The following is a 19,699-nucleotide window of genomic DNA, read 5'->3' on the forward strand; positions in this document are numbered from 1 at the left end:
CGACACGGTAACCCCTGCCATCAACGCCTGCCGCTACCTCCCGTCTTTGTGACCTCCTTGATGGTCTCGTCGGTCTGCACGAGCGGGGTGTCGACGAGGTGCTCGGCCAGGAACCACGCCTGCAGCTCACCGGTGCGGATCACCTGGGAGACCAGCAGGTCACTGGTGCCGTCATCGCCCATCGTGACCGTCTTCGCCGCGGCGTCGTGCGCCTCGACCAGGATCATCTCGTGCGCCTCCAGCAGCCGCGACAGCATCGCCGGCACCTCCTCGGCACCGTCCGGCGGCCGCGGTACCCGCGTGAGCTCCGCGACGTGCCGGGGGTCGCCGACCGCGATCCCGCCCAGGGTCTGCACCCGCTCGGCGACCGCGTCGACCAGCTCCAGCTGCTCGCCCGCGTGCTTGTCGAGCAGCAGGTGCAGCTGGTAGAAGGTCGGGCCGCGCATCAGCCAATGGTGCTTCTTGTACAGCGCGTAGAGGATCTGGGTGTCGGCGAGGACCTGGTTGAGCCGCTCGCAGGAGTACATCCGGGCGTCCGCGGGCAGCGCTATCGGGAACTGGCGGATCGAGCCAAACCGCTGGATCTCCCGGCCCTGCTGGTGCAGCCACGGCTGGCTGCCCTTCTTCTTCGCCGCTGGCGCGGCGCTCTTCGCTGGTGGCATGGTGGCGCTCTGCCCTCCTCCGCCGGGGCGAACCTCACCCGGGGGCGGAACCGGCGGGTGGGTCGCACCGTCAGAACGGGTATGACTCAGCTGCGCGTGCTCGCCGCCACCCTGGTCCTCCTGGTCGCCGGCTGCGCCGCCGAATCGACCGGCGGCGCCACGTCGGGATCCGTGTCCTACGGCCCCGACGACCTCGTCGTGCGCGTCGACGTGTCCGGGGGGCTGGTCCCGGTCGCCATGACGGTCACCGAGGTGCCGGCCCTGAGCGTCTACGGCGACGGCCGGGTCGTCACCAACGGCCCCGTGATCGAGATCTTCCCCGGGCCGGCGCTGCCGAACGTCCAGGTGCAGCAGATCAGCACCGCCGACGTGGCGAAGCTGGCCGACCGGGCGGTCGACGCCGGCGTCGGGAAGCAGGCCGACTTCGGCATGCCCAACGTCGCCGACGCGCCGACCACCCACGTCATGGTCCGCACCGCCGCCGGCGAGCAGGTCACGGACGTTCCCGCACTGGGCATCGGCGAGGAGTCCCTGAACAACTCGCAGCGCGCCGCCCGCCAGCGCATCCAGCGTCTCGTCGAGGCGCTGACGGACCTGCCGTCGACGCTGGGCAAGGGCGCGGTGTCGGAGTCGAAGGCGTTCCCTGCGGCGGGGGTCGCGGCCGTCGCCGTGCAGTGGGCCGAGATGGGCGGCGACCAGGGCATGCAGCCGCAGGCACCGGTGGCGTGGCCGGGTCCGGCGCTGCCGGGCGAGGCGTTCGCCGACCGGCCGAGCGTGCACTGCGTGAGCGCGACGGGCGAGCAGGGCAAGCAGATCCTCGCCGCGGCCGGCAAGGCCAACTCCCGCACCCCGTGGTTGTCGGCCGGGTCGTCGTGGCAGGTCACGTTCCGCCCGTTCCTGCCCGGCGAGTCGACCTGCGCCGACCTGGCCCACCGCAGCTAAGGCCGGGCGCACCGCAGCTAGGCCCGGCGCACCGCGGTCAGGCCCGGCGCACCGAGGTCAGGGCTGGGCGACCCGTTGGCGGACCTGGTCGGCGTCGGGGTGGCCGAGGTCCTCGAGGATGGTGAGCGCGGCGAGCCAGCAGGCGCGGGCCTCCTCCGGCGCGCCCGCCGCCCGGTGCAGGTCGCCGAGGTGGGTCTGGGTCTCCGACTCGCCGTAGCGGTCGCCGATCTCCCGCCACAGCTCAAGGGCCTGCCGGTAGCACTCGGCGGCCGGCTCGTGCTCGCCGAGCTGGTGGTGGATGAAGCCGATGCTGTCCCAGCTGTAGGCCTCGCCGGTGCGGTCCCCGATGCGCTGCTGCAGCTCCAGGGCCTGATGGCAGTAGTCCAGCGCCTCGCGATGCTCGCCCGAGGCGGCGTAGGACCAGCCGAGGTTCGCCAGCGCCGCGCCCTGCCCGGCCTGGTCGCCGGTGGCGCGGAGCAGGTCCAGGGACCGCAGCAGGTGCTCGATCGCGTCGCGCGGGCGGGCCTGCCGATCGGCGATGAACCCGAGGTTGCCGTGCACCCTGGCCCGGCCGGCGTCGTCGCCGATCCGCCCGTAGCGGTCCAGGGCCAGCTCCAGGTGGGTGGCGGCGTCGTCGTAGTCGCGCATCCGGATGCAGGCCCGGCCGAGCTGGTGCGCGCTGACCGCCTCGCCCGCGGCGTCGCCGGCCCGCTGCGCGGCGGTGAGCGCGATCCGCTGCGCGGCGAGCAGGTCCGGCCAGTGGCCGCGCCGGTCGAGGTGGTCCACGAGGGTCCACGCAAGCCGCCACGCGTGCGCGTCGTGGCCCGTCGCGGCCGCCTGCCGCACGGCGGCGAGCAGGGTGTGATGCTCCATGGCGTACCAGGCGAGCGCCTGCGCCTCGGTGTCCAGCGCCCCGGCGGCGCCGATGCCCGGCAGCGGCGTGCGGTGGGGGTCGAGCAGCAGCGCCGCGGTGTGCGCGGTGCGCAGGTAGTGCTCCAGCAGCCGCAGCGTCGCGGCGTCCCGCTCGGCAGGGCAGTCGAGGGTGCCGGACAGTTCCGCCGCGTACGCGCGGAGCAGGTCGTGCGCGACGAACCGGCCCGGTGCGTGCTCGGTCAGCAGGCTGGCGTGGGTCAGCTCGGCGAGGGCCCGCCGCGCGTCGGCCGGCTCGCCGAGGAGTGCGGCCGCGGCGGCCCTGCCGACGTCGGGGCCGGGCGCGAGGGCGAGCAGCCGGAAGAGGCTCGCGGCGGGTGCGCTCAGCCGCTGGTACGACCAGAAGAACACCGACCGGACGTCGGTCGCCGCGACGGCGTCGCGCAGCACCGCGAGCCGCCCGCGCTCGGCCCGCAGCTCCTGGGCGAGCACCCCGAGCGGCAGGTCCGGGTGCGCGGCCCCGCGGGCGGCGACGATGACCAGCGCGAGCGGCAGCCGGGCGCACGCGTCGATGATCGCGTCGGCCGCAGCCGGGTCCGCGTCGAGACGGGCCTGCCCGACCCGGGTGGCGAGCAGCCGCCGGGCCTCGCCGGCGGTGAGCAGGTCCAGCGTGACCGGCACGGCGCCGTCGGTGGCGACCAGGCCGGTGAGCTGGTTGCGGCTGGTGACGAGCACGAGGCTGCCGGACCCGCCGGGCAGCAGCGGCCGGACCTGCTCGGCGTGCGCGGCGTTGTCGAGCACGACCAGGACCCGCCGCCCGGTCAGCAGGCTGCGGTACAGCCCGATCCTGGCGTCGAGCTCCGCAGGGACCTGGTCGGGTGCGACCCCGAGCGCGGTGAGGAACGCCCGGAGGGTCTCGTCGGCGGTCACCTCCGCCGTGCCCTCGGTGCCGCCGGGTCCGAAGCCGCGCAGGTTCACGTACAGCTGTCCGTCGGGGAACCGGTCCGTGACCCGGTGCGCCCAGTGCACGGCGAGGGCGGTCTTGCCGACCCCGGCGGTGCCGATGACGATGACGGTGCCCGCGTCGGCGGCCGCGTCGAGGCGGGCGATCGCCGTGCCCCGCCCCGTGAAGGCCGCCGGCTCCGCCGGCAGTTGCCGCGGCACGCCGTCGCCGCGCGACTCGGCCCGGCTGCGGTCCTCGGCCCGGCTGTGCTCCTCGGCCCGGTCGCGGGCGTCGGCGAGACCGCCCAGCTCGTCCGGCGACGCGTCGAGCAGCTGGACGAGGACGTCGAAGCGATCGGTCGGCGGCAGGATCTTGCCGGTGAAGTAACCGCCGATGCTGCCGTGCGACCAGCCGGTGCGACCGGCCAGCTCCCGGTAGGTCAGCGGAGGGTCGCCGCGCCGCCGCGCCTGCCGCCGGCGCAGGTGCCGCAGCAGCTCGGCGAGGTCGTCGAGGCTCGAGACGGTGGCCGCGATCTTCAGGATCGCCGCGCTGTCGCTGTCCACGATGGACGGCGGATCAGCTTCGCACGGGTGGGCCCGAGTCCATCAGCCGGTAGTTGGAGATCTCCTCGGGCTCGCGGACCACGTCCGGCGGCCCCGGGTTGACGACCAGGACCGCGCCGAGCAGCAGGCCGATGACGACAAAGAGTACGGATCTGCGCGCCGACACCTTGACTCCCTACGGGATCAGCATATTGAGGCCGCAGGATACCAACCCGCCACCAGTCATCCAGCTACCTGGATGGGCCGATTCCAGCGCCGTGCCGGGCCGGACCGGTCGCGTCCGGGCGGATCCCGGCCACGGATAGGGTCTGGGCATGCACGTGGACGAGCTGCTGGCGTTGGACCGCGCCCATGTCTGGCACCCGTACGGGCCGATGCCCGGCCGCAGTGCCCCGCTCGTCGTGACCTCAGCGCAGGGCGTGCGGATCCGTCTCGCCGAGCCGTTCGAGGGCCACGACGAGCTGGTCGACGGGATGGCGTCGTGGTGGTCGGCGATCCACGGCTACCGCCACCCGGCCCTCGACGCGGCCGCCGCCGAGCAGCTCGGCCGGATGAGCCACGTGATGTTCGGCGGGCTCACCCACGAGCCGGCGGTGTCCCTGGCGGCGCGGCTGGTCGAGCTGACCCCGCAGCCGTTGCAGCACGTGTTCTTCAGCGACTCCGGATCGGTGTCGGTCGAGGTCGCGGTCAAGATGTGCCTGCAGTACCAGCGCTCCCTGGGCCGGCCGGCGAAGCGCCGACTGTTGACCTGGCGCGGGGGGTACCACGGCGACACCTTCCACCCGATGTCGGTGTGCGACCCCGACGGTGGCATGCACAGCCTGTGGTCCGGGGTCCTTCCGGCGCAGGTGTTCGCGCCGGAGCCGCCGGCCGCGTTCGATCCCGCCTACGCCGCGGCGCTCACGGCGCTCATCCACGAGCACGCGCACGAGCTCGCGGCGGTCATCGTCGAGCCGGTCGTGCAGGGCGCCGGCGGGATGCGCTTCCACGCCCCGGAGTACCTGCGGGTGCTGCGCGACGCCACCCGCGCCGCGGACGTCCTGCTCGTGTTCGACGAGATCGCGACCGGGTTCGGGCGCACCGGCGCCCTGTTCGCCGCCGACCACGCCGGCGTCAGCCCCGACGTCATGTGCCTCGGCAAGGCGCTCACCGGGGGGTACCTGTCGCTCGCGGCCGCCCTGTGCACCGCCGAGGTCGCCGACGGCATCTCCCAGGGCGGCGTCCCGGTCCTGGCGCACGGCCCCACGTTCATGGCCAACCCCCTGGCCTGCGCGGTCGCCGGGGCGTCGATCGACCTGCTCCTGGCCGGCGACTGGCAGGGCGACGTCAAACGGATCTCGTCCGTCCTGGACACCGGCCTGGATCCGGCCCGCGGCGCGCCGGGGGTTCGTGACGTACGGGTCCTCGGCGGCATCGGCGTCGTCCAGCTCGACCACGAGGTCGACGTCGCGGCGGCGACGCGGGCGGCCGCAGCGCACGGGGTGTGGCTGCGGCCGTTCCGCGATCTGGTCTACACGATGCCGCCGTACGTGACGTCCGCCGACGATCTGGGGCTGATCTCGTCGGCGGTCGTCGCGGCGGCCCTCGCGGGCTAGCGTCCCTGCAGTGACTTCACGTTGTCGCCGAAGGTCCAGCTCTTCGAGCCGTCCCAGTTGATCGACCAGGTCATCAGACCCTTGAGCTGGGTGTTGTACGCCTGCGACACCAGCGACGGCGTCATGTAGCCGCCACCCGCGCCGGACTGGGCGGGCAGGCCCGGGACCTGCTTGTCGTAGGGCACCCGGATCGTGACGCCCTGGATCGTCAGGCCGCTGTTGAGGCAGTTCGTCTGCACCTGGAAGCCCTGCACCGTGCCGGCCGAGTAGGAGTCACCCGCGCACCCGTACATGCTGCCGTTGTAGTACTGCATGTTCAGCCACCACAGCCGGCCGTTGTCGACGTACTTCTTGATGATCGGCAGGTAGGAGCCCCAGATCGAGCCGTAGGTGACGCTGCCACCGGTCACGTACGCCGTCTCCGGCGCCATCGTCAGCCCGAAGTTCGACGGCATCTGCGCGAGCACCCCGTCGATGATCCTGATCAGGTTCGCCTGCGACGTCGACAGCGTGCTGATGTTGCCGCTACCGGTCAGCCCGGTCTCGATGTCGATGTCGATGCCGTCGAAGTTGTACGTCTTGAGGATCGGCACGATCGTCGCGACGAACTTGTCCGCGACGGTGCTGGAGCTCAGGTCGATGCCGGCCGCCGCACCACCGATCGACATCAGGATCGTCGCGCCGGCCGCCTTCGCCGCACACATCTCCGCGGGTGTGGACACCTTGACCCCGGCGTCCATGCCGTTCTCCCACAGCACCGTGCCGTCGGACCGGATCACCGGGAACGCCGCGTTGATCACGTTGTACCCGTGCTGCTTGATCCGCGAGTCGGTGATCGGGATCCAGCCGAGCCCCGGGTGGACGCCGTTCGACGCGCCGTCCCAGTTCTCCCAGTACCCCTGCAGGACCTTCCCGGCGGGCCGCGACTTCACCGCGCAGGTGTTCCCACCCGGCGACGTCGACGTGGTCGGGCTGCTGCTGGGGCTGCGGCTCGGGCTCGGGCTGGTGCTCCTGCTCGGGCTCACGCTCGGCGACGGGCTCACCGACCGCGACGGGGACGGCGACGCGGTCGGCGACCCGCCGGTGCACGCGCCGAGGTCCTTCCACAGCGACGGGGTCGCTGCGGGGTTCCAGCCGGCACCGACGTACGCGGTGTGGGTGACGAGCGCCTGGTACAGCTTGCCGCCGTAGGTGACCTGCGTCCCGGCGGTGTACGTGTTGCCCTCCGCCCAGGTGGGCGCCGTGCACGCGACGGCGGCGGCGTTGCTGGCGGCCTCGGCCTGGGTGACGGTGGCCATGACCAGGCCCGCCACGAGCGTCACCGCGGCGCCGGCGATCAGGGCAAATGTTCGACGTTGCGCTCTCATGGGCGCGCCCTCCACATCGATGGATCGATGGGCAGGGAGCGTATCAGTTAACTTTCTTTAACAAAAGAGGTGTCTCTATGTGGGGAGGTGGCGACCCTGCCGCCGATGCGCTGGCTACCCAGCACCGACGTCGCCCGCGCCAAGATCTACGATCTTGGCGCTTGATCAAAGGATCCGAGTGGCCGTCCGGGGCGGGCTCAAGAGGTGGTTGCAACACTCCGAGTCATGATCGATAGATGGGTGTGTGCAGCTAGTGGCGTCTCGGTTGTCGTTCGCGGAACGGGAAGAGATCTCGGTGGGGCTGGCCCGGGGTGAGTCGAGGCGGGTGATCGCGGCCCGGTTGGGCCGGGCGGCGTCGACGGTGTCCCGGGAGATCTTCCACCATTCCAACCACCGCTGGTCCGGGCTGGGTCAGCCGGGTCTGGTGTACCGGGCGACGCGGGCGCAGGTGTCTTCGGACGCGTTCAAAGCGAGGTCGAAAGCGGGGAAACTCACCGCGGCGTCGCCGTTGCGGGACGCGGTGATCGCCCGGCTCGAGGACCGGCATTCCCCGCAGCAGATCGCTCTACGGTTGCGGGAGGACTTCCCGGACGACAGGACGATGTGGGTGTCACACGAGACGATCTACCACGCCATCTACCTGCAGGCCCGCGGCGGTCTGCGCGCGGAACTGACCCGGCAGAAGGCACTGCGGTCCGGGCGCGTCAACCGGCGCCCCCGTGCGGCCGAGGCCGGCGCGGTCCGCTCCAACCGGCCCTGGCTCGGGCTGCGCATCAGCGACCGACCGGCCGAAGCAGCGGACCGGGCCGTGCCCGGGCACTGGGAAGGTGACCTCCTCATCGGCAAGCACGGCACCACCGCGATCGCGACCCTCGTCGAACGCACCACCCGGTTCGTGATCCTCGTCGCCCTGCCCGACAGCCGCGTCAGCGAACACGTCATCGCCCAGCTGACCGCGAAAATGACGCAGCTGCCCGAGGAACTCCTGCGGTCGCTGACCTGGGACCAGGGCACCGAAATGGCCCTGCACGCCCGGTTCAGCATCGCGACCGGCTGCCCCGTGTTCTTCTGCGACCCGCACAGCCCCTGGCAACGCGGCTCGAACGAGAACACCAACGGACTGCTCCGCGAGTACTACCCCAAAGGCATCCACACCTTCACCACCACCAGCCAGGCCGACCTGGACGCCACCGCCGCCCAACTCAACCGCCGACCCCGTGAAACACTCGGATGGCGAACCCCCGCAGAAAAACTCGCAGAACTCCTGACCAGCAACGTTGCAACCACCTCCTGAAACCGCCCGGACGATCACGGGGCGCCTTCGATCATGAGCCAGAACAGAAGATCGCCGTCCGGGCGCTGGCACTACCCGGTCCAGTGATCGATGTTCTTCGTTCTTCCGACCAGCGACGGTGTTGTAGCACCGAATGACGCGCCCGACGGCGCTGGATCATGTGAGTTCGGACCTGACTTGGCATCACCGCAACTACGGCACGGACGGCGACCGCGCTACCCGTTCGCGCCGCCGCAGGCCGCGCGGAACCACCAAGGCCGCAGCCGTGATGGCTCTTCTATTACGGGCATGACGGACACGCACGCGGAGAGCAACCGCAAGGTAGCCAGCGAATCGGCAAAGGCCGTCACGAGCCGTCGCGCAGATCCCCCAGCGGCGCAGAAGTGAAGGAAACCAGCGAGAACACCGCAGTCGTCCCCGGACCCCGCGGCGACTGGACCAGCACCCCGATCTCCACAGCCCTCTCCGCAGGCAGCCCCGTCGCAAACACACGAGCCAACCGCCACGTCACGCCGCCGTCGCCACCGTCGGCATCGGCGGCATGCAGGGCGAACACCCGCCCCCGCCGGCTGATCCGCAGGTGGACGCCACCGCCCGGGTAGGGCCAGCCGTTGGCGTCGTCCGAGGCGCCGGCGCGGGTGACCACGGTGACGATGCGGGCGATGCCCTCCGGGTCCAGCTCGGCGCAGATCTTGAACCAGTTGTCGTCGTCGATCCAGCCGAGCAGCACGCCGGAGTCGAACGTGTCGCGCAGTTCGACCGCGACGTGCGCGCTGAACTGGAAGTCGCCGGTGACGGGGGCGGTGAAGCGTTCGGCGTCGGGGCGGTCCGGCGCGCCTGCCGGGTCCAGGAACAGGTCGGCGCGCGGGCCGCAGAAAAGGCGCATGCCGCCCGGGACCGGCAAGGGCCGCGCCGCGGTCCGGGGCCCTGAGGCCCGCAGCGGCAACGGCACGCCGTCGAACTCGAGCTCGGTCATCCGGTCTCCCCCGGTCGGCGGATCTACGTCCGTTCACCCTAAGAGGTCACTGATAGTCATTTTAGAATCACTATCGGTAACCCTATCCCTGAATGCATGACATCGTTAGCATGCGCATCAATACCTGCCGATGCCTGCCCGCCAGCGGCGTCGGTCTCCGTCCGCCAAGGAGAACCCTCATGCCCGCATCACCTCACCGGCGGAGGCTGCTCGGCGCGGCCCTCGCCGCGCTGCTCGGCCTCGGGACGGCGCTCTCCGCCGCACCGCCGGTCGCCGCGGCGCCCGCCCAGCCGGCACCGCTGAACACGCCCTGGACGAGCCAGGCGCTCGCCGGGCAGCCGCTGCCGGAGTACCCGCGGCCACAGATGACCCGCCCCGACTGGCTCAACCTCAACGGTGAGTGGCAGCTGCGCCAGTCGACCACCAACGACAACCCCGTCTTCGGGCAGACCCTGCCGGAGCGGGTCAACGTCCCGTTCCCCGTGGAGTCGGCGCTCTCCGGGATCAAGCGGGCCGCGAACGACAACCGGCTGTACCTGTTCTACCGGCGCACGTTCACCGTGCCGGCCGGCTGGGCCGGGCGGCGCGTCCAGCTGCACTTCGGCGCGGTCGACTGGCAGGCCACCGTGTGGGTCAACGGCGTACAGGTCGGCGGGCACACCGGCGGCTACGACCGCTTCGAGTTCGACATCACGCCGCAGCTCAACGGCGGCACCAACGAGCTGATCGTGCGGGTTTACGACCCGACGGACACCCCCGGGCTGAACATCGCCAGGGGCAAGCAGGTGCGCAACCCAGGCGGCATCATGTACACGCCGTCGTCCGGGATCTGGCAGACCGTGTGGATGGAGCCCACCCCCACGTCGTCGATCTTCAGCGCCGACCTGTACCCCAACCTCGCCAGCAACACGCTGCGGATCAGGGTCTTCACACGGGGCGACGTCACCGGGCACTCCGTGCTCGCGGAGGCGCTCGACGGCACCACCGTGGTCGGCACCGCGACCGGAGGCTTCACCGAGTTCAGCGTCCCGGTGCCCAACGCGCGCCGCTGGTCGCCGGACGATCCGTTCCTGTACAACCTGCGGATCTCGCTGCGCAACGGCGCCGGCGCGACCGTCGACCAGACCACGCACTACTTCGGTATGCGCGAGGTCGGCAAGGCCGTGGTCAACGGGCGGCTCGTGCCGACGCTCAACGGGCAGTTCGTGCTCCAGACCGGCGTGCTCGACCAGGGCTTCTGGCCCGACGGGCTCTACACGGCGCCGACCGACGCCGCTCTCGCCGGTGACCTGCAGAAGATCAAGGACCTCGGGTTCAACATGGTCCGCAAGCACATCAAGGTCGAGCCGCAGCGCTGGTTCTACCACGCGGACCGGCTCGGGCTGCTGGTGTGGCAGGACATGCCGAGCATGGGCGAGGCGCCCGGCACCGCGGCGCAGCACGCACAGTGGGAGACCGAGGTCGGGCAGATCGTCGACGAGCACCGGTCGTCACCGGCGGTCATCGTGTACGTGCCGTTCAACGAGGGCTGGGGCGAGTGGAACCTCGCCGACACGACCCGGGTCGTGCAGAACGTCAAGAACCAGGATCCGACCCGTCTCGTCAACGCGCACAGCGGCTACAACTGCTGCTCGTCCAAGGGCGACCCCGGCAACGGCGACATCCAGGACTGGCACTGGTACGTGGGCCCGAACTCCCCCACCCCGACGAGCACCCGGACCGCGGTGCTCGGCGAGTACGGCGGGCTCGGCGTGCGCTCGGCGGGCCACGAGTACAGCCCGAACGGCGGGTACTTCATCTACGAGACGCACCCGAACGGCACGTCGGCGACCGACCGGTTCGTGAGCCTCCAGCAACAGGCGCTCGGCCTCATCTACACACGGGGGCTCGCCGGGCTGGTCTACACGCAGCCCTTCGACGTCGAGGGCGAGGTCAACGGCTTCTGGACCTATGACCGGCAGGTGCTGAAGTTCGACCAGACGAAGGTCCGCAACGCCAACCAGCAGCTCATCGCCGCGTCGAAGCGGCTCAACACCGCCGGCCCGCCGCCCGGGCGCAACGTCACCGGGCCCGGCGGCAAGTGCGTGGACGTGGCCGCCGACGACACCGCCGAGCTCGGCGCCGCGGCGCAGCTGTGGGACTGCCAGCTCAACGCCGTCGACCAGCGCTGGTCGTGGGACGGCACGGCGCTGCGCACCCTCGGCCGCTGCCTGGACGCGACCGGCAACGGTACCGCCAACGGCACGCTGATCCAGTTGTGGGACTGCAACGGCGGCGGGGCGCAGCAGTGGGTGCCGCAGGCCAACGGCTCGCTGCGCAACCCGCAGTCGGGCCGCTGCCTGGACTCGCCGAGCGGCTCCACCGCCAACGGGGCCCGGCTGCAACTGTGGGACTGCAACGGCAGCGGCGCGCAGGGCTTCCGCCTCGGTGGCGGCTCCCCCGGCGCGACGTTCGTCAACGGCCCGGCCGGCCAGTGCGTCGACGTCGCGGCCGACGACACCGGCGGCAACGGCGCCGCCGTGCAGCTGTGGGGCTGCCAGCCGCACGCGGTGGACCAGCACTGGGCGTGGGACGGCACGGCGCTGCGCACCCTGAACCGGTGCATGGACGCCACCGCGAACGGCACCGCCAACGGCACCCTGATCGAGCTGTGGGACTGCAACGGCGGCGGGGCGCAGCAGTGGGTGCCGCAGCCCGACGGCTCGCTGCGCAACCCGCAGTCGGGCCGCTGCCTGGACTCGCCGAACGGCTCCGTCGCCAACGGCGCCAGGCTCCAGCTGTGGGACTGCAACGGCAGCGCCGCACAGACCTTCCTGAAGCAGTAACCGACGGCGCGGGGGCCGCGAGCGGCGGCCCCCGCGAACCGCGATTTGTCAAGAGTTGACAAAACTCGATATGGGCGCGAATCTCCGTATGGACGTCCGCACCCCCACCCCATCAAGGCGCCGCCCCGCCAGGCGCGCTCGCGTCACCCACCTCGGCATATATCGACAGGTGGTGATGACACGTGTGCTGACAACGTTGACAATGCTGGCAGGCGGCGAGACAACCCTCACCGAAACGGCAGGTTGCCGCATGACCATCCGCCACCCCCGCAGCAGACCCCGCAGACGCACCTGGTTCGCGGCGGCCGCCCTCGTCGCCGGCCTGATCGGCGCCACCGTGTTCACCGAGCCCGCGGCCGCCGCCGCCGGCGACTGGTCGACCGGCTTCGAGTCCGGCGAACCGCAGCCGACCTGGACCAACAGCGTCGAGAACAGTAACGGCATCGGCGGTTACTGCTGCGCACTGACCGGCATGGAGAGCACCCCGGGCACTGGGACGGCCCACGGCGGGACGACCGCGCTGCTGTACTCCGGCAACGACCTGAGCGCGACGACGTCCTTCTCGTACAACCGGGTCTTCGATGTCGACATTCCGGTCGGTGCGGCCAGCACGCTGTCCTACTGGGTGTACCCCCAGTCCGGCGGCCACCTCGACGTCGCCGTCGACCTGATGTTCACCGACGGCACCAACCTGCGCGACTCCGGCGCGGTGGACCAGTACGGCGTCCGGGTCCACCCGACGTTCCAGGGCAACGGCTCGACCCTCGGCTTCGACCGCTGGAACTTCGTCACGTCGAACATCGGCGCGGTCCGGGCCGGCAAGACGATCGACCGGATCATGGTCGCCTACGACCAGCCCCTCAACACCGGGCTGTTCCGCGGCTGGTTCGACGACATCCAGATCCGCGCCGACGGCGGCACTGCCGGCCGGCTGTCGGACTACGTCGACACGCGGCGCGGCTCCAACTCGACCTTCAGCTACTCGCGCGGCAACACGTTCCCCGGCACCACGGTCCCGAACGGCTTCAACTTCTGGACGCCGGTGACCAACGGCAACAGCGACGGCTGGCTGTACGAGTACTCCAAGACGACCGTGCAGGGCTTCGCGATCAGCCACCAGCCCAGCCCGTGGATCGGCGACTACGCCCAGCTGCAGATCATGCCGATGACCGGCGCGGTCAAGTCGACCCCGGACGCGCGCAAGTCGAACTTCAGCCACGCCAACGAGGTCGCGAAGGCGCACTACTACAAGACCCAGCTCGACACGTACGGGATCACCGCCGAGATCGCGCCGACCGACCACGCCGGCGTGATGCGCTTCCGCTTCCCGTCCGCCGCCGAGTCGGTGATCCTCTTCGACACCGTCGACAGCGCCAGTGGCTCGCTGACGGTCAACACCGGCGCGCAGACCATCTCCGGCTCGATCAACCACCGCGGCCAGCAGCTGTACATCTCCGCGACCGTGGACAAGGCGATCGCCGCGTCCGGCACGATCACCGGCCAGGGTGCGACGAGCTGGATCCGCTTCGCGACCGCCGCCAACGAGCAGGTGACCCTGAAGATCGGCACCTCGTTCATCAGCGTCGCCCAGGCCGCCGCGAACCTCAGCCAGGAGGTGGGTTCCAAGAGCTTCGACACGGTGCGCGAGGAGGCCGCGACGCTGTGGGACAACACGCTCGGCCGGGTACGGATCGAGGGTGCCACCAGCGACAGCCAGACCACGTTCTACTCGAACATGTACCGGTCGTTCATGTACCCGAACAACCGCTCGGAGATGGTCGGCGGGGTCCGCAGGTACCAGAGCCCCTACGACAACACGGTCCACGACGGGCAGATGTACGTGAACAACGGCTTCTGGGACACCTCCCGCGCGGTGTGGCCGCTGTACACGCTGCTCGCGCCGACGAAGACCGGCGAGATGCTCGACGGGATCGTCAACGCGTACAAGAACTTCGGCTGGACGCCGCGCTGGACCGGGCCGGGCTCGATCGACATCATGGTCGGCACCAACCAGGACCTGGCCTTCGCCGACGCGTACATGAAGGGCGTGCGCAACTTCGACTACCAGGCGGCGTACGCGTCGATGGTGAAGAACGCCAGCACCTACTCCGGCGCCGGCAACAAGGGACGCAAGGGCATCCAGACGTCGGTGTTCAAGGGGTACGTGGCGACCGACGTCCTCGGTGAGTCGGCGGCGTGGACGCTGGAGGACGCGACCAACAACTTCGGTATCGCGCAGATGGGCCAGGCACTCGGGTACACCGAGGACGCGGCGTACTTCCGCAACCAGGCCCTCGACTACACGAACCTGTTCTCACAGTCGGTCGGGTTCTTCCGCGGCAAGCAGAGCAACGGCTCGTGGCGCACCACCGACGCGAACTTCAAGCCCAACGAGTGGGGCTGCGAGTTCACCGAGGGCGCGCCGTGGCACTACGCGACCGCGGCGCCGCAGGACCCGAACGGCATGGCCAACCTCTACGGCGGCAAGGCCCAGCTGTCGGCGAAGATCGACTCGGTGCTCGCCGCGTCCCGGGACTTCCTGCCCGGCTGCTACGGCGGGACGATCCACGAGATGTCCGAGGCGTACGACACCAACATGGGCCAGTACGCGCACTCCAACGAGCCCATCCATCACATGCTGTACATGTACAACTACGCCGGCACCCCCGCCAAGACGCAGAACCAGGTCCGGCGGGTGCTGACCACGCTGTACAACTCGGGCGCCGGCACCGGCAACGGGTACCTCGGTGACGAGGACAACGGCGAGATGTCCGCCTGGTACGTCTTCTCCGCGGCGGGCTTCTACCCGGCGCGGATGGGCTCGACCGACTACACGATCGGCGCGCCGCTGCACCCGAAGACGACGCTGACCCTGGAGAACGGCACGATCTTCACGGTCAACGCGCCCGGGGTCAGCGACACCAACCGGTACATCCAGAGCGCCACCCTCAACGGCGTCGCCTACACGAAGAACTACCTGACGCACGCCGACCTCACCGCCGGCGGCACGCTCAGCTTCGTGATGGGCCCGAACCCGTCGTCGTGGGGCACCGGCGCCTCGGACATCCCGGGCTCGCTGACGGCCGGCACCGCGGCACCGGTGCAGCTCAAGGACCGGGCCACCGGCAGCACCGTCACCGCCACCGCGGAGAACGGCACCGCCGAGGGCCGCGCCATGCTCGTCGACGACACGTCGATGACGAAGTGGCTGGCGTTCGCGAACACGGCCACGATCACCTGCCAGCTGACGGCGTCGGCGACGCTCAAGCAGTACACGCTGACGTCCGCCGACGACGTCCCCGGCCGGGACCCGAAGAACTGGGTCGTGCAGGGCTCCAACGACGGGGTCACCTGGACGACGGTCGACACCCGCACCAACATCGACTTCGTCGACCGGCGGCAGACCAGGGCCTTCGTCATCCCGAACACGACCGCCTACAGCCGCTACCGGATCCAGGTGACCGCCAACCACGGCGCCGCCGAGACGCAGCTGGCGGAGTTCGAACTGCTCGCCTGATGTTCCTTGGTTGCTGAGGGCGGTCACCGGCTTCCGGTGGCCGCCCTCAGCGCACCTGGGTCGGGCTGAGCCGGTCCTCGATCAGCGCGGCGAGGTCGGTGGTCTCGTCGTCGTGCCGCACCGCGAACCGGTGCTGCCCGTCGGGGCCGGCGTCGAGCAGCACGTCGGCGCCGACCGGGTTGGCGACGCACGTCAGCCGCACCGTCCCGGCCTTGTCGGCGGCCACGCAGTCGAACCACTGCAGGAACGGGTCGCTCTGCCGCACGCCGGGCACGGTGCCCTGGCGCACCTCACAGTGCGGGAAGGTCCAGCCGAGCCGCCGCAGCGCGTCCAGCACCCGCCACTGCCCGGCCGTGGGGTGCACGGTCACCGGATCCACGCCCACGTCGTGCGCCTGTCCCGCGACGGTGACCGTGGTCCGCAGCCGCACCGAGACCGCCGGCAGGTGCGAGCCCGCGACCTGCGTGAACGGCGTCTCCCACGGCAGCGGCTGCTCGATCGGGATCGACCGGCTCCGCCCCGCCGCGAGGGTGAACCCCGCCGACACCGGGCACCGCAGGAAGTCGACCTCGACCCCGCTGACGACGGTCATGAGCGTCACGGTGACCCCGTCGACGGCGAGGTCCTCCCCGGCGCCGCCGAGGTGGACGTGCCCCGCCGCCATCGTCCCCGGCCGCACTCCGCGCTCGTCGAGCATCGCTGATCCGAACATACCGATGCTCCTCGCACGTGCCGTAACAGGATCCGACACTAACACGTGCCACTGTACGGTTGCTCGGCCAAGCGTCCGATCGTGGCAGCTCAGCGGCCTGGGCGCAGCCCAGAAGCGCGCCCACCGACGCAATTGAGGGGGTGTGGGTGTAGCGAAGCTCCCCCACCGGGGAGCGAGCGAAGCGAGCGCGAAGAACGCGGAAACCTCAACGGCAAGAGGCCCCCGCCGCGAAGCAGGGGCCTCTCAAGGTTGTAGCGGGGACAGGATTTGAACCTGCGACCTCTGGGTTATGAGCCCAGCGAGCTACCGAGCTGCTCCACCCCGCGTCGGCTCGTTCAGGTTAGCGCACGGTTGTCACGAGTTCCAAATCGCTTACGGGTGACCGTGTTGGGCGTCACTCCGGTGGTACGGGGGGCCGCCGCACGCTGGGTGCGGCGGCCCTCCGTCGGTCAACCGGAAGGGGCGGGCGAGACCGTCACCGATGGCGACGGATTGGCGCTCGTCGACGTGCTGGGTTGTGCGCTCGGTGAGCCGCTCGTCGACGGGGACGGCGTCGCCGCCTTCACCGCCGCCTCATAGCGCCCGATCGCGTCCTGCAGGGCCTTGAGCGCCCGGCCGTACGCCTCGAAGTCCCCGGAGACCTGAGCGGCCTTCAGGTCGGCGATCGCCTTGTTCATGGCGTTGATCGCCTCTTGTACCTGCGGCGAGCCGGTCGGGTTGCTGGTCCCCGTCGAGGTGCCGGGATCGGTGTTGTCGCCGCTGCCGGGGACCGGAGCCTGGCCCGTCGCCTGTTTCACCAGCTCGGCGAGCCCGTCGGCGAGGTTGTTGGCGTAGGCCTTGTAGTTCGGCCCGTAGGCGACCAGGACCTTCTGCAGGGTCGGGAACGTCTTGTCGCTCTTCGTCCGCAGATAGATCGGCTCGACGTACAACATGCCCTCGGCGACCGGCAGCGTGAGCAGGTTGCCGTAGATCACCTCGGAGTTGTTCGAGCTGAACTGGGTGATCTCACGTCTGGCCTCGGCGATGCCCGTCATGGCGCTGTGCATCTGCGCCGGGCCGAGGGTCGCCGTGTCCGGTGGCAGCTCCAGGATCTCGAACACCGGCTTGCCGTCCACGTAGGACGCCGACATCAGCGCCGCCAGGTTGCCCCGGCTGCGCGGCGCGAGCGCCGTGGTGAGCTGGAACCGGGACTGGTCCTGGTTGGGCAGCTTCGCCACGATGTAGTACGGCGGCTGGTCCGCGGTCGGGTTCGCCGGGTTCTTCGGCACCTCCCAGAAGTCCTGGCCGGAGAAGAAGCCGTTGGGCGTGGTGACGTGGAAGCGGCTGAGCAGGTCACGCTGGACCTTGAACTGGTCCTCCGGGTAGCGCAGGTGGTCCATCAGCGACGGCGTGATGGCCGAGCGCGGCTTGACCAGCTTGTTGTCGAACGCCTTGTTCCACGCCTTCAGGATCGGGTCGCTCTCGTCGAACGCGTAGAGGCTGACCTCACCGGTGTACGCGTCGACGGTCGCCTTCACCGAGTTGCGCAGGTAGGACACGTCCTGGCGCGGCTCGGGGAACATCCGGCTGTTGGTCGAGGAGTCCTGGATCGCGGTGTTCCAGTCGATGCGCTGCGCGTACGGGTAGGTCGCCGACGTGGTGTAACCGTCGACGATCCACTGGATCCTGCCGTCGACGACCGCGGGATACGGGTCGCTGTCCAGCGTCAGGAACGGCGCGACCTTGCGGACCCGGTCCTCGGGGTCGCGCACGTACAGCACCTTGGAGTTGTCGTTGAACACACCCGAGAGCAGGAAGTTCGTCTCACGGAAGTAGGCGGCGTAGAGCAGCCGGCGCCAGTACGAGCCGACCTTGACCCCGCCGGAGCCGTCGTAGCTGGAGTACTGGTCGCCGGCGTTGGCGGTGGGACGGTCGAACTCGGCGCCGCTGCCGCCGGCCAGCCGGCCGGTGACCGCGTAGACGTCACCCATCTGCTCGCCGTAGTAGATCCGCGGCTCCTTCACCGGGATCTGGTCGCTGGAGGACGCACACTGCTGACCCTGGTCACCCACCGGCTTGGTCTGCTCGGTGAGGAAGCCCGAGACGTAGAACGGCTGGCCGTTGCAGACGATCTGGTTGGCCGGCGCGGCGACGAACCCGAAGCCGTGGGTGTAGACCGAGTGCCGGTTCTGCCAGTTGTTCTGCTGCAGCTGCGCGTAGTTGATCTCGCGGACGCCGACCACGTAGTCCTGCGTCTTGCCGCCGATGGTGTACCGGTCGATGTCGAGCTTCGGGTTGAACTCGTAGAAGCCGCGGACCTGCTGCTGCTGCGTGTACGTCTCGCCGACGACCGTCGGGTCGAGCAGGCGGATGTTGGTGACCGTCTCGTCGACCGAGGGCAGGTTGGTGGGCGGTTTCTCCGCCTTCGACGCATAAGGTTTGACCTGGACGGTATTCAGCCCGTACGCCAGCCTCGTGGCGTCGATGCTGCGCTGGAAGTACTCGGCTTCCTTCTGCAGCTGGCTCGGCTTCACCGTGAACGACTGCACGGCGGCCGGGTAGATGCCGCCGACCGCGACCGCGGACAGCGCCAGCAGGCCGAGCGCCAGGCCCGGCCAGACGAGGTTGCGCATGAACGCGTTGGAGAACACCAGGATCGCGATCGCCACGACGATCGAGATCCAGGCGAGGATCTCCTTCGCCGGCAGCAGCGCGTTGACGTTGGTGTACCCGGCGCCGTAGAGATCCTGCGTGGGGAACTTGTCCAGCAGGAGCCCACGCCGGTCCAGGTAGTACGCGGCGGCCTTGAGCAGCACGAACGTGGCGACCAGCGCGGTCAGGTGGGCACGCGCCGCGGTCGTCATCCGCTCCCCGGCGCCCTGCAGCCTGACCCCGCCGAACAGGTAGTGCAGGGCGAGGGCACCCAGCAGCGAGAAGACCACCGCGGTGAAGGCGACGCCCAGCAGGTACCGCCAGAACGGATATTCGAACACGTAGAAGCTCAGGTCCACGTGGAACTGCGCGTCGGTCTGCCCGAACGGCGTGCTGTTGCTGAACAGCAGCCACTCCTGCCAGTGCCCCTGCGCGGACAGCCCGGAGAACAGCCCGATGAGCCCGGCGACGGCCACGACCCAGATCGTCATGTGCGGCAGCAGGAAGAGCCGGTAGCGGTCCAGCGCGTGCTGCTCGGCGGAGTGCGGCCGCAGCAGCGGACGGGTCCGGTACGCCAGGTAGAGGTTGCCGGCGATGACGAGCCCGACCGCCGACCCGAAGATCAGGAACATCCACAGGCGGGTCGTGAGCACGGTGGAGAAGACGCTGGTGTATTTGACCTCGGAGAACCACAGATAGTCGGCCCAGGCCCCGACGACCCGGTCGAAGAGGGTGAAGAGCAGGAAGACGACCGCCAGCACGACGATCGTGACCCGACCGCGTCGGCTCACCCTGGTCATCG

The 19,699-nt window shown here is 70.3% G+C and carries 12 protein-coding genes and 1 tRNA gene; 5 read left to right on the top strand and 8 right to left on the bottom strand.

The window, feature by feature from the left end:
- Positions 1 to 20: 20 nt before the first annotated feature.
- Positions 21 to 662, bottom strand: coding sequence for a Dps family protein (locus tag OHA72_RS02370; protein ID WP_327006223.1), 642 nt, complete (start codon positions 660 to 662; stop codon positions 21 to 23).
- Positions 663 to 743: 81 nt separating this feature from the next.
- Here OHA72_RS02370 and OHA72_RS02375 point away from each other — a divergent pair, with 81 nt between their 5' ends.
- Positions 744 to 1,604, top strand: coding sequence for a hypothetical protein (locus OHA72_RS02375; protein WP_327006224.1), 861 nt, complete (start codon positions 744 to 746; stop codon positions 1,602 to 1,604).
- A gap of 57 nt (positions 1,605 to 1,661) precedes the next feature.
- On the opposite strand, the gene OHA72_RS02380 is transcribed toward OHA72_RS02375, so the two are convergent.
- Together OHA72_RS02380 and OHA72_RS02385 are read right to left on the bottom strand one after the other, a co-directional pair.
- Positions 1,662 to 3,980, bottom strand: coding sequence for a tetratricopeptide repeat protein (locus OHA72_RS02380; RefSeq protein WP_327006225.1), 2,319 nt, complete (start codon positions 3,978 to 3,980; stop codon positions 1,662 to 1,664).
- 13 nt (positions 3,981 to 3,993) lie between these two features.
- Positions 3,994 to 4,146, bottom strand: a complete 153-nt coding sequence (locus tag OHA72_RS02385) for a hypothetical protein (RefSeq protein ID WP_327006226.1) — start codon at positions 4,144 to 4,146, stop codon at positions 3,994 to 3,996.
- Between the two features lie 148 nt (positions 4,147 to 4,294).
- Here OHA72_RS02385 and OHA72_RS02390 point away from each other — a divergent pair, with 148 nt between their 5' ends.
- The gene (locus tag OHA72_RS02390; RefSeq protein WP_327006227.1) at positions 4,295 to 5,575 is read left to right on the top strand and encodes an adenosylmethionine--8-amino-7-oxononanoate transaminase; all 1,281 of its coding nucleotides are present in this window, start codon (positions 4,295 to 4,297) and stop codon (positions 5,573 to 5,575) included.
- Here OHA72_RS02390 and OHA72_RS02395 read toward each other — a convergent pair.
- A complete protein-coding gene (locus tag OHA72_RS02395) occupies positions 5,572 to 6,942 on the bottom strand; it encodes a carbohydrate-binding protein (RefSeq protein WP_327006228.1) in 1,371 nt (456 codons plus the stop codon). The two genes, OHA72_RS02390 and OHA72_RS02395, sit on opposite strands and share 4 nt — an antisense overlap.
- A 253-nt stretch (positions 6,943 to 7,195) precedes the next feature.
- On the opposite strand from OHA72_RS02395, the gene OHA72_RS02400 reads away from it, so the two are divergent.
- Positions 7,196 to 8,236, top strand: coding sequence for an IS30 family transposase (locus OHA72_RS02400; protein WP_442788399.1), 1,041 nt, complete (start codon positions 7,196 to 7,198; stop codon positions 8,234 to 8,236).
- A 346-nt stretch (positions 8,237 to 8,582) separates the two neighbouring features.
- Here the strand turns inward: OHA72_RS02400 and OHA72_RS02405 are convergent, their stop codons facing one another.
- On the bottom strand, positions 8,583 to 9,212 hold the full coding sequence (locus tag OHA72_RS02405; RefSeq protein WP_327006229.1) for a DUF1349 domain-containing protein: 630 nt from the start codon (positions 9,210 to 9,212) through the stop codon (positions 8,583 to 8,585).
- A 179-nt stretch (positions 9,213 to 9,391) separates the two neighbouring features.
- Here OHA72_RS02405 and OHA72_RS02410 point away from each other — a divergent pair, with 179 nt between their 5' ends.
- Both OHA72_RS02410 and OHA72_RS02415 read left to right on the top strand, forming a co-directional pair.
- A complete protein-coding gene (locus OHA72_RS02410) occupies positions 9,392 to 12,037 on the top strand; it encodes a ricin-type beta-trefoil lectin domain protein (protein ID WP_327006230.1) in 2,646 nt (881 codons plus the stop codon).
- Between the two features lie 250 nt (positions 12,038 to 12,287).
- Positions 12,288 to 15,554, top strand: a complete 3,267-nt coding sequence (locus tag OHA72_RS02415; protein WP_327006231.1) for a GH92 family glycosyl hydrolase — start codon at positions 12,288 to 12,290, stop codon at positions 15,552 to 15,554.
- A 46-nt stretch (positions 15,555 to 15,600) separates the two neighbouring features.
- Here the strand turns inward: OHA72_RS02415 and OHA72_RS02420 are convergent, their stop codons facing one another.
- From OHA72_RS02420 to OHA72_RS02430, 3 genes are all read right to left on the bottom strand, one after another.
- Complete coding sequence (locus OHA72_RS02420; RefSeq protein WP_327006232.1) at positions 15,601 to 16,266, bottom strand: sporulation protein; 666 nt, start codon at positions 16,264 to 16,266, stop codon at positions 15,601 to 15,603.
- 252 nt (positions 16,267 to 16,518) lie between these two features.
- A tRNA-Met gene (locus OHA72_RS02425) sits at positions 16,519 to 16,592 on the bottom strand.
- A 123-nt stretch (positions 16,593 to 16,715) separates the two neighbouring features.
- The gene (locus tag OHA72_RS02430) at positions 16,716 to 19,697 is read right to left on the bottom strand and encodes a UPF0182 family membrane protein (RefSeq protein ID WP_327006233.1); all 2,982 of its coding nucleotides are present in this window, start codon (positions 19,695 to 19,697) and stop codon (positions 16,716 to 16,718) included.
- Positions 19,698 to 19,699 lie beyond the last annotated feature (2 nt).

The organism is Dactylosporangium sp. NBC_01737, from assembly GCF_035963215.1.
Taxonomy (GTDB): domain Bacteria; phylum Actinomycetota; class Actinomycetes; order Mycobacteriales; family Micromonosporaceae; genus Dactylosporangium.